This window comes from Plantactinospora alkalitolerans (genome assembly GCF_015690345.1).
In the GTDB taxonomy this organism is placed as follows: domain Bacteria; phylum Actinomycetota; class Actinomycetes; order Mycobacteriales; family Micromonosporaceae; genus Plantactinospora; species Plantactinospora alkalitolerans.
In genome coordinates, this window is the sequence record NZ_JADPUN010000104.1 from 1 (window position 1) to 11,882 (window position 11,882).

Consider the following 11,882-nt stretch of genomic DNA (forward strand, 5'->3'; position numbering starts at 1 on the left):
CCACGGGACCGGCCCGGGGCGGCACGGCCGAGCCGGCCGGCGGGTGGCGCTCGCTCGATGTCGGCTCGCCGTTCGACTATTCCCGCCAGGGCATCCTGTACGTCGCCGCGCATCTGCCCCGCCCTGCCGCCTCGGGTCTGCCGGCCGCCGCGGGCGAGGAACTGCTCGGGCTGGTCGGCGCGCTCGGCGGTCGTACCCTCGGGCTGTTCTCGTCCCGGCGGGCCGCGCTCCAGGCCGCCGAGCTGCTGCGGGCCCGGACCGACCTGCCCGTGCTGCTCCAGGGCGAGGAGGCGCTGCCGCTGCTGGTCCGCCGGTTCCGTCAGGAGCGGGCGAGCTGCCTGTTCGGCGTCATGTCGCTCTGGCAGGGCGTGGACGTGCCGGGCGACTCGTGCCAACTCGTGGTGATCGACCGGCTGCCGTTCCCGCGCCCGGACGAGCCGTTGGCGGCGGCCCGGGCGGCGGCGGTGGACTCGGCCGGCGGCTCGGGGTTCGCCTCGGTGAGCGTGCCGATCGCGGCCGTACGGCTGGCTCAGGGGGTAGGCCGGCTGATCCGGTCGACCGGCGACAAGGGCGTGGTCGCGGTCCTCGACTCCCGGCTGGAGACCGCCCGGGGGTACGGCGCCTTCCTGCGCAGGTCGCTGCCGCCGTTCTGGTACACGACCCGACCCGACATCGCCCGGGGTGCCCTGGAGCGACTGGCCCGGACCTGAGCCCCGGCCGCCGAACGGCCGGGGCTCACGGTCAGGGTGCCTGGCTGGTACTTCCGGTCACGGTGCCTGGCTGGCGACCACCACGGCGTGCGGCGGCACCTCGGGCGGCCGGCGGCGGGCCAGCCGGCGGACCGCCGTGTTGAGCACCGCGATCAGCGGCACCGAGACCAGGGCGCCGACGATGCCGGCGAGGACGACACCGGCAGCGATCGCGATGATCACCGCGAGCGGATGGATGGCCACCGCGCGCCCCATGATCAGCGGTTGCAGGATGTGCCCCTCGATCTGCTGCACACCGACCACCACGCCGAGGATGATCAACGCGGTGACCCAGCCGCTGTCGACCAGGGCGACCAGGATCGCCACCGCACCGGAGAGGGTCGCGCCGACGATCGGGATGAACGCGCCGAGGAAGACCAGCGCGGCGAGCGGGAACGCGAACGGAACGTCGAAGATGACCAGGAAGATGCCGATCCCGACCGCGTCGATGAACGCGACCAGCACCGTCGCCCGGACGTACGCGACCAGGGTCGCCCAGGAGGCCCTGCCCGCGTCGTCGACCCGCCAGCGGGCGGCCACCGGCAGCAGCCGGACGATGAAGCGCCAGATCTTCCCGCCGTCGCGCAGGAAGAAGAAGGTGGCGAAGAGCACCAGCAGGGCGCCGGTGAGCACCTCGAAGACGGTTGTCGCGGTGGAGACCGCCCCGCTGGTCAGGGCCTGGGTGTTCTCGTTGATCCACTGCTCGCCCTGCTCGATGTACGAGTTGAGCTGGTTGTCCGACATGTGCAGCGGACCGGTCTTGAGCCATTCCTGGATCTGCCGGATGCCGTCGGTGGCGTTGCGGCTCAGGTCCGGTACGCCCCGGATGAACTCGTTGACCACCAGGGTCAGGGTGCCGACCACGGCCGCCAGCCCGGTCACCAGCACCACCGCGGTGGCCAGCGAGCGGGGGAACCGGGCCCGGAGCAGCAGCCCGACCGCCGGGGCCAGCAGCGCGGAGAGCAGCAGCGCGATGATCAGCGGAATGATGACGATCCGGATCGTGCCGACCACCCGGATCAGCGTCCAGCCGACGACACCGATCACTATCAGCCGCCAGGACCAGGCCGCCGCGATGCGCAGCCCGTGCGGTACGTCCGCGTCGTCCCGGCTCGCCGTCGAGGGGTGGACGTCCGCCGAGGAGTCGGCGTCGACCGGCGCCAGCGGATGCGTGAGCGACGGGGAGTCCACCGGACCGGCCCCCTGGCCCTCTTCCGGGTTGCCGGTCGAACCGGACCGGGGCCGCCCGGCCTCGTAGGCCCGACGGATCCTCGCCCGCAACTGCTCGAAGCGGCTCAAGCGCACCTCCCACTGAGGAATCGGCCCTCCTACCGTAGCCGGGTCGGCAACGGTCGGCTCGGGACGCTACGCCGGCTGGTGCCAGCAGCCGGCCCGCCGACCAGGCGCGGTACCGTTCCGGTCGTGACCGCCGACGCAGACAACGACAACGGCCTGCCCATCCGACTGCTACACGACCGGGTGCTGGTCCGTACCGAGGGCAGCGAGGGGGAGCGGCGCTCGACCGCCGGCATCGTCATCCCGGCGACCGCTTCGATGGGGCGGCGACTGGCCTGGGCGACCGCGGTGGGCGTCGGTCCGAACGTCCGATCCATCGTCTCCGGCGACCGGGTGCTCTTCGACCCGGACGACCGGTCCGAGGTCGAACTGCACGGCCGGGAGTACGTCCTGCTCCGGGAGCGTGACGTGCACGCGGTTGCCGCGCAACGGGTGGAGACCGACTCCACCGGCCTCTACCTCTAGCGGAGCGACACCTCTAGCAGAGCGACGCCTCCAGGGAAGCGACACCCTCCGGCGGCCCACCTCAGCGGTGCTGCTGCGGACCGGGCCAGGACGCTCCCGGAGGTGCCCCGAAGGTGGGCGCCGCACAGTACGAGCCGGGCGGGCCGTAGCCGACACCGGCCGGTACCTGCGGACGGGGTGGCGCGAGCACCACCGGGATCGGCACCACCGGCTCGTGCGGCGCCTCCAGGGTCCGGAGGCTCCCGTCGGGGAAGGTCAGGTGGTAGTAGCTTCCGTCCCACACCCCGGCCGGCGCCTGCGGATCGCGCCCGACGAAGGCCTGCCGGGCGTCGTTCATCGCGCCGAGCAGTTCCCGTTCCTCGGCCAGGGCCCGCGCCCGCTGTACCGGCTTGGCGTCCAGGCCACGGGTCAGCCCGTCGCGCAGCAGTGCCAGCCGGGTGGCGGCGAACTGGAACCGCCGCATCGCCTTGAAGCCCTCGTCGCCGGCGACCCGGCGGGCCCAGCGGCGAGCCGCGTGCCGGCGGCCGATGTTGGTCAGCGCCGCCAGCTCGGGCGGGGTGAGCCAGCCCGCCCGTACGTAGCCGGGCAGTCGACGTTCGGTGATCCGGCCCTCCCAACTTCGCAGCCAGATCGCCAGCCCGACCATACCGAGGAAGATCGGCACCATCAGGCTGATGTATCCGTAGAGCAGGATCAACGTCTCCCCGGTCTCCTGGACGAGGGTGGCCGTCAGGTTCCAGGTGCCGTGCAGGATCATCGCCAGCAGCAGGCCGGCGATCGGGGTGAGGATCCGGATCCGGATGTCGGCGGTGCGGGCCGCGATTCCGAGCCCGACGCCGGTCATCGAGGTGAACAGCGGGTGGGCGAAGCCGGTGATCAGGACCCGCATGATGAAGATCCCGAAGACGTTCTGCGCGCCGGTGGCCGGGCCGTACTGGTCGGCGCCGTCGGCGTAGCCGTGCAGGCCGAGGTAGAGGATGTTCTCGACCATGGCGAACCCGACCGCCGACAGGCCACAGTAGACGATGCCGTCGGTGATGCCGGACCACTGCCGGCGCCGGTAGAGCAGCAGCAGGACCGGCCCGAGGGCCTTGGTCAACTCCTCGATGAACGGCGCCACCAGCACCCCGACGAGCGGAACCGGCAGGCCCACGTCGCCCGCGAACGTGTTGACCTGGAGGGCGGAGTAGGTCGACACCGCCGCGCCCCAGCCGAAACAGAAGAGCAGGTACTTGATCGGCTCCGGCTCGTACCGGTCGAGCCAGAGGAAGCAGGCGACCAGGACCGGCACCGGCAGGACCGCCGCGACCAGCCCGATCACCAGCGGCGTGACCCCGGCCGGCTCACCGAGTTCGACAAGCATCAACACCGCGCAGACGGCGATCAGCAGGATCGCGCCGATCATCACCGCCAGGCGCTGCGCGCTCAACCCCTGCCGCTGACCCGCGATCTTCACCGCCGGAAGACCGGGCGGCGGCTGGGGCGCCGGGGACAGCGTGGGCGGCGACCACGGTGGAGTCGGTGCCGGCGACTGGGGTGCCGCCGTACCGGGCGGGGTGTCGGCCATGTGGTCAGCGTAGTCACCCCGGACGGGCTGGCCCGACCACATCCGGTCCGGCTATGCTCGTCCGCAGGTCACGAGTGCCAGCGTCCAAGCCCCGGCTTGCTGGCCGGCAACCCTCGTCGAGTTCGCGGTGGGGTGCCCCGGGTGATGACCGGGCTCGGTGCATGCCGCACCGGGCAAGCGCGGACCCCGTCTCCACCCGCCCCGGGGTCCCTGGACCCCGGAGGTAACCCGGTGAGCACCATCGTCGCACCCGTGTCCCGTACCCTTCCCGCGCGGCGGGTCGCCGCACCCGTACCTGTCGATCCGGCCCCGGCCGGTCGCGGACCGCTGGACGTGCTCGGCGTACCCGGACAGGTGAACCTCGACTACGCCGCCACCGCGCCCTGCGCGCGGGCCGCCGCGGACGCGGTGGCCGAACTGCTGCCCTGGTACGGCAGCGTCCACCGGGGCGCCGGGGCGTTGTCCCGGCGCTGCACCCTGGCCTACGAGCGGGCCCGGCAACGCGTCGGCGACTTCCTCGGGGTACGCCCCGACGACCACGTCATCTTCACCCGGAACACCACCGACGCGCTCAACCTGCTGGCCCGGGCCCTGCCCAGCGGCGGCAAGGTGGTGACCTTCGCCTCGGAGCACCACGCCAACCTGCTGCCGTGGCCCGTCGACACCGTCCGGCTGCCGGTGCCCGGCTCGGCCGACGCGGCGGTACGAGCCGTCGACGCCGCACTGCGCGAACTGCGCCGGGGCACCGACGGCAGCGCACCGATCCTGGTGGCGGTGACCGGGGCCAGCAACGTCACCGGGGAATGCTGGCCGGTCGCCGACCTGGCCCGCGCCGCCCACCGGCACGGTGCACGGTTCGCGCTGGACGCCGCCCAGCTCGCCCCGCACGCCGAGGTGGACATCACCGCCCTCGGGGTCGATTACGTGGCCGTTTCCGGACACAAGTTGTACGCGCCGTTCGGGGTCGGCGTACTGGCCGGGCGGGCGGACTGGCTGGACGCCGCGCCGCCGTACCTCGTCGGTGGCGGGGCCACCCGCACGGTCGGGGCGGCCACCCACGACGTCGGCTGGGCGGACGGGCCCGGTCGGCACGAGGCGGGCACCCCGAACCTGCTCGGCGCGGTGGCGCTGGCCGCCGTCTGCGAGGCGCTGACCAGCGTGGACCGCGCCGCGCTGCACGCCCGGGAGCAGGCCCTGCTCGCCCACCTGCGCGCCGGTATCGCCGCCGCCCCGGACGTGGTCGAACTGCGTACCTTCGGCCCGGACTCGCCCCGGGTCGGCATCGTCTCGTTCGTGGTCGCCGGCCGGGACTCGGCGCAGGTCGCCGCCGAGCTGGCCGGGCGTTGGCAGATCGGCCTGCGCGACGGCCTCTTCTGCGCCCACCCGCTGGCCCGACGGCTGCTCGCCGAGGCGGCCGTCCGGAGCGGTCGGGCCGACCTGCCGCCGACCGCGCTGCGCGCGAGCATCGGGCTGGGCAGCACGACCCAGCAGGTGGACCGCCTGCTGTCCGCCCTGGCCACTCCGCGCTGACTTCCCGGTCCGCCGTCGGCCGCGCCCCGGTTCCGCCGTCGCGGCTCCCGGAGCCCGGGGCGGGCGCCCGGCCGCTCGGGCTACTTCCGTGCGGACCGGGCCTCCGAGGACGGTGCGTCCGACGGTGCGTCCGAGGCGCGCTCGCGGTGATCCTTGAGCGCCTCGTCGCTGGCTTCGCCGGCATGGCCGCCCGCCGCCCGCCGCACCAGCCGGTTCGCCTCGGTCCGCTCGATCCCGGTGGCCCGGAGTACGTCACTGCCCGTGGTGCGCACCTGCGCGATCACCACACTGCCGGAGAACCCCACCCCCTCGGCGTACGCCCGACCGGCCTGACCGATCGCCTGGAGCGCCTGCTCACGGGCGGCCTCCGGCCGTACGCCGAGGCCGAGGTCCTTGCGCAGCAGTCGCACCGACTCGGCCAGCAGCGCCACCGCCGTCGCCATCTCCTCCGGCACCGGTTCGTCGTCCTCCAGAGCGGTGACCGCTCGTCGGATCAGGGTTCCGCTGTTGTGTACGGCATGCTCGATGTACTCGGCGCTCTCCACGTACTGGGTGAGCGCCCCCCGACGGTGCCAACGCACCGGGGCCAGGATCGAGGTCTCCCGCCCACCCTCCAGCGCCTCGACGAAGCCCTGCATGTGGTCCTCCACCTGGCGCAGCCGGTCCAGGGCCGCCTGGGCCCGGCCGGCGTTCCGGCCCTTGAGCGCCTCGGCGGTCTCGCTCAACTCCTCGACGAGCCGGCCGAGCGCCGGTCGGGCCGCCCGGTCCACCACCCGGAGCGGGTTGAGCGGCAGTACCAGCGCGATGACCACCAGTCCGGCGAAGCCGCCGATCAGCGCGTCGATGACCCGGGGAGACTCGATGTTCTGCATCGACTGCGGGGTCACGGTCACGATCAGCACCGCGGTCGCCGCCGCCTGGGTCACCACCGCCGGGCCGCCGCCCAGGAAGATGGTGACCACGATCGACAGGAAGACGATCAGGCCGAGCTGCCACGGCCCCGTGCCGGCGCCCAGGACCAGTGCGTCACCGAGACCGATCCCCACCGCGACACCGAGGATCAGCTCGATCGTCCGGCGGAACCGCTGTCCGACCGACGAGGCGAGCGTGCCGATCGCGGAGATCGGCGCGAAGACCGGCGACGGGTTGCCCAGCAGTTCGTGCGAGCCGACCCAGGCCAACGCCGCCGCGACCGAGGCCTGGAGCGCGAGCACCAGATTGAACTGCACGGCGTGCCAGCGGTCCCGCACGGTGGCCCGGGACCGCTTCTTCGCCTCCTTCGCCAGATTGGCGATACGCTCCCGATCCACGTCCAAGGGCGTTTTGGCCACGGTCTCACGGACGGAGCGCATGGCGGGGACTACCCTCTTCCGAACCTCCCGAACCCCGGTAAGGAAGGGCCCCTTCTTAGCGCTTTCTGCATATAAAGGGCCCCTTCTTAACGCGTGACATCGGCGGATAGCCTGCGGGGCATGCCGGATCTTCTCGACGACCTGCGGGCCGTACTCGGCGAATCTGCCGTGCTGACCGATCCCGACCTGCTCCGCGGGCACCAGCGCGACGAGGCGGACCTCTGCGCCGCCGGGATGCCCGCGGTGGTGGTACGGCCGCGCGACACCGCCCAGGTCGTCGCCGTGCTCCGGGCCGCCGCCGCGCACGGTGCCCCGGTGGTACCGCAGGGGGCCCGGACCGGGCTGGCCGGTGCCGCCAACGCGGTCGACGGAGCCGTGCTGCTCTCCACCGTGGCGATGAACGGGATCCTGGAGGTGGATCCGGTCAACCGGATCGCGGTGGTCCAGCCGGGCGTGGTCAACGCCGCCCTCGCCGCCGAGGTCGCCCGGCACGGCCTGCGGTACCCCCCCGATCCCGGCTCCTGGGAGTCGTCCACCATCGGTGGCAACGTGGCGACCAACGCGGGCGGGATGTGCTGCGTGAAGTACGGCGTCACCACCGAGTACGTGATCGGCTTGGAGGTGGTGCTGGCCAGCGGCGAGGTGCTGCGCACCGGACGGCGTACCGCGAAGGGGGTCGCCGGGTACGACCTGACCCGGCTCTTCGTCGGCTCGGAGGGAACACTGGGCGTGATCACCGAGGTGACCGTGTCGTTGCGTCCGGCCGCCGAGCAGTCGTTGACACTCGTCGCGGTCTTCCCGTCCACCACCGCCGCCGGGCAGGCGGTGGCCGGGATCTCCGCGCAGGGGCTCAGCCCGAGCCTGCTGGAGCTGCTGGACCGGACCCACCTCGGCGCGATCGAGGCGTACCGGCCGATGGGACTGCGTACCGACGCCGGGGCGGTGCTGCTGGCCGCCGCCGACACCGGCCCCCGGGCCGCCGCCGACCTGGCGAAGCTCGCCGAGGTGTGTACGGCGAGCGGTGCCGACGAGGTCTTCGCGGCCACCGACGCGGAGGAGGCCGCCGCGCTGCTCCAGGCCCGTCGGCTGGCCCATCCGGCGATGGAACGGTTCGCCGCCGAGACGTACCCGGGCGGGAACGGCGGGTTGATCATCGACGACGTGGCCGTACCCCGGAACGCGCTTGCCGCGCTGCTGGACGGGGTGGCCCGGATCGCCGACGAGCACGACATCCCGATCGGCGTGGTCGGGCACGCCGGGGACGGCAACATGCACCCGAACATCGTGGTCGACCGGGCCGACCCGGCCAGCCTCGAACGGGGCCGGTCGGCATTCGACGCGATCATGGAGCTGGGCCTGTCCCTCGGCGGCACCTGCACCGGGGAGCATGGCGTCGGGCTGTTGAAACGGGACTGGCTGGCCCGGGAGATCGGGCCGGTGGGGGTACGGGTGCACCAGGCGATCAAGGACGCACTCGACCCGACCGGCCTGCTCAACCCCGGCAAGGTGCTCTGACCTGACCTGACCTGACCGGACCTGACCTGACCGGACCTGACCGGACCGGACCGGACCGGACCGGACCGGACCGGACCACCGGGCCACCGGGCCACCGGGCCACCGGACCACCGGACCACCGGGCCACCGGGCCACCCGGCCACCGGGCCACCGGGCCACCCGGCCGCCGGTCGCCGGGCCGCCGACCGGCCCGTTCCCGGTCAGCCGGGAAGTTCCACGCCGCCCATTCCGGCGTCGGCGCTCCGGTCGGCCGCGAAGCCGCGTACGTCCGGGGCACCGACCCGGGCCGCGTCGGCGGTGGCGTCGTCGGGCATCCGCTGAGACTGCCGTTCCGCCTCCACCCGGGCCAGGTAGTGCTCGACCTCGCGGGCCCGTACCCTGGCGTCCCACCCGAGCACGCGGCCCATGATCTCGGCGGCCTGTCCCGCCGATTCCACGCCGCGGTGCGGAGTCTCGAAGGAGATCCGGGTACGCCGGGTCAGTACGTCGTCGAGATGCAGCGCACCCTCGGCCCGGGCCGCATACGCCACCTCGGCGGCGAGGTATTCCGGTGCCCCGGCCAGCGGCGAACCGAGCAGCGGGTCGGCGTCGACCATCCCGAGCAGGGAGGTGGTGAGGTTGCCGTACCGCTCCAGCAGGTGTTCGACCACGCCGGCCTGTATCCCGTGCCGGCGGGCCAGGTCCGCCCGGTCCCGCCACAGCGCGCCGTAGCCGTCCGCGCCGAGCAGTGGCAGGTCGCCGGTACGCGACGGGCGTACGCCGCCGAGCCGGCGGGCCGCCCGGTCGACCACGTCGGCGGCCATCACCCGGTAGGTGGTGTACTTGCCGCCGGCCACCAGCAGCAGTCCGAGCATCGGCTCGTAGACCGCGTGTTCCCGGGACAGCTTCGAGGTCGAGTCGGCCTCGCCGGAGAGCAGTGGGCGCAGCCCGGCGTAGACGCCCTCGATGTCGTCGGTGCTCAGCGGCCGGTCCAGTACGGTGTTGACCTGGTCGAGCAGGTAGTCGATGTCCCGGGCCGAGGCCGCCGGATGGGCCCGGTCGAGCCGCCAGTCGGTGTCGGTGGTGCCGATGATCCAGTGCCCGCCCCACGGGATCACGAACAGCACCGAACTGGGCGTACGCAGGATCAGCCCGGCCTCGCCGGTGATCGCCGAACGGGGCACCACCACGTGCACGCCCTTGGAGGCGCGTACCCGCAGTCCCCGGCGTACTCCGACGTCGCCGAGCAGCTCCGCCATGTCGTCGCTCCACACCCCGGTGGCGGCGATGACGGTGCGGGCCCGTACCTCGAACTCGGCGTCGGGGGCGCCCGGGGGTGCCTCCATGTCCCGGACCCGTACCCCGGTGACCTCGCGGGCCTGCCGGGTCAGGCCGACGACCCGGGCGCTGGTCACCATCGCCGCGCCCAGGCTGGCCGCCGTGCGGGCGAGGGTGACCACCAGGCGGGCGTCGTCGACCTGGCCGTCGTAGTAGCGGATGGCGCCCGCGATCGCGTCGGCGCGCAGGCTCGGGAACATCCGGCGGGCGCCTTCCCGGCTGAGGTGGCGGTGCAGTGGCATCCCCCGCCCGCCGCCGAACACCCCGGCGAAGGCGTCGTACGCGGCCACTCCGGCGCCGTAGTAGGAGCGTCGCCAGGCCCGGCCGGGTAGCGCGGTGGGGCCGGCGCCGGGCGGCAGCGGGACCAGGATCGGCACCGGGCGGACCAGGTGGGGCGCGAGCCGGGTGGCCAGCAGGCCACGCTCGGTCAATGCCTCGTGGACCAGGCCGAACTCCAACTGCTCCAGGTAGCGCAGACCGCCGTGGATCAGCTTGCTGGATCGGCTGGAGGTGCCGGAGGCGTAGTCGCGGGCCTCGACGAGAGCCACCTTGAGGCCCCGGGAGGCGGCGTCGAGGGCGGCGCCGGCACCGGTCACTCCACCGCCGATGACGAGCACGTCGAACCGTTCGCCGCGCAGCCGACGCAGGTCGGCGGTGCGACGGGACGGCGAGAGCCGGCTGGCGGTGTTCCGGGAAACACTGGGGTCACGCACCCGTCCACGGTAACCGTACCGGTGGCTCCGGTGCCGCCGGCAGGCTCCGGCTTCGCCCGGGGCCCGGCGCGAGACGAGCCATTTCTCGGCGGGAGACCGGCGATTTCTCGGCAGGCAGGAGATCGCATCTTGACAGGGCCGCATAAGCTTTGCAATGCAGAGTAAAGTACTGATACAGAGTTGAGGGGGCGACGATGAGTTCCACCGACGACGTATGGACCAGTGACGACGACGTACGACCCGAGGAGACCCTGGCCGAGCTGGACCGGCTGCGGACCCGTACCCGGACTCGGACGCACAGTGGAGCGTGGCTCCCCGCAGCCCTCGTCGCCCTACTGCTCCTCGCCAGCAGCGCCCTCTACCGGGCCCCCTTCGCGCAGATCAACTCGCTCACCATCGACCACCCCTACTGGGCCGGGCTGCCCGACGAGCAGCGTCACCCGGTGCTGTCGTACGCCTTCTGGTTCGTCGCCATCCCGCTGCTGGTCGTCGTCACCGCAGCCTGGTACGCGCGGCGGGCACGCCAACTGGGCGTTCGCGTGGCCTGGCCGGTCTTTGCCGCCACCGGACTCGGCGTACTGCTGCTGCTCGCGATCGTCGCCGCCGTGCCGAAGACGAAGCTCGGGTCCGACGGCATGACCGCAGACCTCCCCACGTGGTGGTGGCAGGGGCTGCTCACCCCGCTGCTGCCGGTGGCCGCCGCCGTCCTCGCGCTCGCCTGGGCCGAACGCAGCCCGGGGCTGGCCGCCTCCGGGCTGTGGATCACCCTGCTCACGGTCTGGCTGTGCGGCACCCTGCCACTCGGCCACATCCCGTCCCTGGTCATCGGACTCATGGACGGCGGAACGAGCTCATACGGTGGCCAGCTCGCGCTCCGGCCCGGCCACTATCTCGGGCTGATGGCCCTGCCGCTCGTCGTCTTCGCCGTGGTACGCGGTGCGCGGGCCTGGCGGCTCCACCATGCCTGACCGCCGGCCGAGGCCACCACATCCGGCGCTGGCCCTCGACGACACCGTCCACCAGCGGGTCCGGCTGGGCATCCTCACCGTGCTGAGCGAGACCCGGGAGTGCAAGTTCGGCACGCTGCGGGACGAACTCGGGCTGACCGACGGCAACCTCAACCGGCACCTGCGGATCCTGGAACAGGCCGATCTGTTACAGGTGATCAAGGGGTACGAGGGCCGCCGTCCCTGCACCTGGCTGCGGCTGACCCGGCAGGGCCGGACCGCCCTGCGCGCGGAGGTCGCCGCGCTGGAGCAACTGGTGGAGCGGCTCCGCAACGCTCCCGCGGAGGAACCCGAGACCGATACCTGACCCCGCCCAGCGGTGGGTCCACGGTCCACGGCCCGCCGGCCGGCGTCGTACTGTTCGGGACATG

At 73.1% G+C, this 11,882-nt stretch carries 10 protein-coding genes and 1 riboswitch; of the genes, 6 read left to right on the plus strand and 4 right to left on the minus strand.

Annotated features, from left to right (window positions below; translation table 11 throughout):
- Positions 1–710, plus strand: a 710-nt coding sequence (locus tag I0C86_RS08875) for an ATP-dependent DNA helicase (protein ID WP_196200737.1), incomplete at its 5' end; no start/stop codon positions are given.
- Between the two features lie 57 nt (positions 711–767).
- On the opposite strand, the gene I0C86_RS08880 is transcribed toward I0C86_RS08875, so the two are convergent.
- Entirely contained in the window at positions 768–2,069 is a 1,302-nt protein-coding gene (locus tag I0C86_RS08880) for an AI-2E family transporter (RefSeq protein WP_323373545.1), read from the minus strand.
- Between the two features lie 102 nt (positions 2,070–2,171).
- Between I0C86_RS08880 and I0C86_RS08885 the strand changes: the two genes are divergently transcribed.
- Positions 2,172–2,510: a GroES family chaperonin gene (locus I0C86_RS08885; RefSeq protein WP_196200739.1), complete on the plus strand. Its 339-nt coding sequence runs from the start codon at positions 2,172–2,174 to the stop codon at positions 2,508–2,510.
- A 61-nt stretch (positions 2,511–2,571) separates the two neighbouring features.
- Here the strand turns inward: I0C86_RS08885 and I0C86_RS08890 are convergent, their stop codons facing one another.
- Entirely contained in the window at positions 2,572–4,119 is a 1,548-nt protein-coding gene (locus I0C86_RS08890) for a PrsW family intramembrane metalloprotease (RefSeq protein WP_196200740.1), read from the minus strand.
- A 24-nt stretch (positions 4,120–4,143) separates the two neighbouring features.
- A riboswitch (SAM riboswitch) is annotated at positions 4,144–4,263 on the plus strand.
- Positions 4,264–4,329: 66 nt separating this feature from the next.
- On the opposite strand from I0C86_RS08890, the gene I0C86_RS08895 reads away from it, so the two are divergent.
- Positions 4,330–5,607: an aminotransferase class V-fold PLP-dependent enzyme gene (locus I0C86_RS08895; RefSeq protein ID WP_407676283.1), complete on the plus strand. Its 1,278-nt coding sequence runs from the start codon at positions 4,330–4,332 to the stop codon at positions 5,605–5,607.
- Between the two features lie 80 nt (positions 5,608–5,687).
- Here the strand turns inward: I0C86_RS08895 and I0C86_RS08900 are convergent, their stop codons facing one another.
- Positions 5,688–6,917, minus strand: a complete 1,230-nt coding sequence (locus I0C86_RS08900; protein ID WP_323373543.1) for an FUSC family protein — start codon at positions 6,915–6,917, stop codon at positions 5,688–5,690.
- A 162-nt stretch (positions 6,918–7,079) separates the two neighbouring features.
- Here I0C86_RS08900 and I0C86_RS08905 point away from each other — a divergent pair, with 162 nt between their 5' ends.
- Positions 7,080–8,474 carry an FAD-binding oxidoreductase gene (locus tag I0C86_RS08905; RefSeq protein WP_196200743.1) on the plus strand — a complete coding sequence of 465 codons (1,395 nt, stop codon included), beginning with the start codon at positions 7,080–7,082 and terminating at the stop codon, positions 8,472–8,474.
- Between the two features lie 200 nt (positions 8,475–8,674).
- On the opposite strand, the gene I0C86_RS08910 is transcribed toward I0C86_RS08905, so the two are convergent.
- Positions 8,675–10,504: a glycerol-3-phosphate dehydrogenase/oxidase gene (locus tag I0C86_RS08910; protein ID WP_323373544.1), complete on the minus strand. Its 1,830-nt coding sequence runs from the start codon at positions 10,502–10,504 to the stop codon at positions 8,675–8,677.
- A 194-nt stretch (positions 10,505–10,698) separates the two neighbouring features.
- Between I0C86_RS08910 and I0C86_RS08915 the strand changes: the two genes are divergently transcribed.
- Together I0C86_RS08915 and I0C86_RS08920 are read left to right on the plus strand one after the other, a co-directional pair.
- Positions 10,699–11,472 (plus strand): hypothetical protein, encoded by a 774-nt coding sequence (locus I0C86_RS08915; protein WP_196200745.1) that lies wholly within the window; start codon positions 10,699–10,701, stop codon positions 11,470–11,472.
- Positions 11,465–11,818: a winged helix-turn-helix domain-containing protein gene (locus I0C86_RS08920; RefSeq protein WP_196200746.1), complete on the plus strand. Its 354-nt coding sequence runs from the start codon at positions 11,465–11,467 to the stop codon at positions 11,816–11,818. Before I0C86_RS08915 ends, I0C86_RS08920 begins: the two co-directional genes overlap by 8 nt.
- The last annotated feature ends 64 nt before the right edge of the window (positions 11,819–11,882 follow it).

Bases quoted from the DNA above. Each gene is read 5' to 3' on its own strand.
- I0C86_RS08920 (WP_196200746.1), top strand. From the start codon at position 11,465: ATGCCTGACCGCCGGCCGAGGCCACCACATCCGGCGCTGGCCCTCGAC.
- I0C86_RS08890 (WP_196200740.1), bottom strand. From the start codon at position 4,119: ATGTGGTCGGGCCAGCCCGTCCGGGGTGACTACGCTGACCACATGGCC.
- I0C86_RS08905 (WP_196200743.1), top strand. From the start codon at position 7,080: ATGCCGGATCTTCTCGACGACCTGCGGGCCGTACTCGGCGAATCTGCC.
- I0C86_RS08915 (WP_196200745.1), top strand. From the start codon at position 10,699: ATGAGTTCCACCGACGACGTATGGACCAGTGACGACGACGTACGACCC.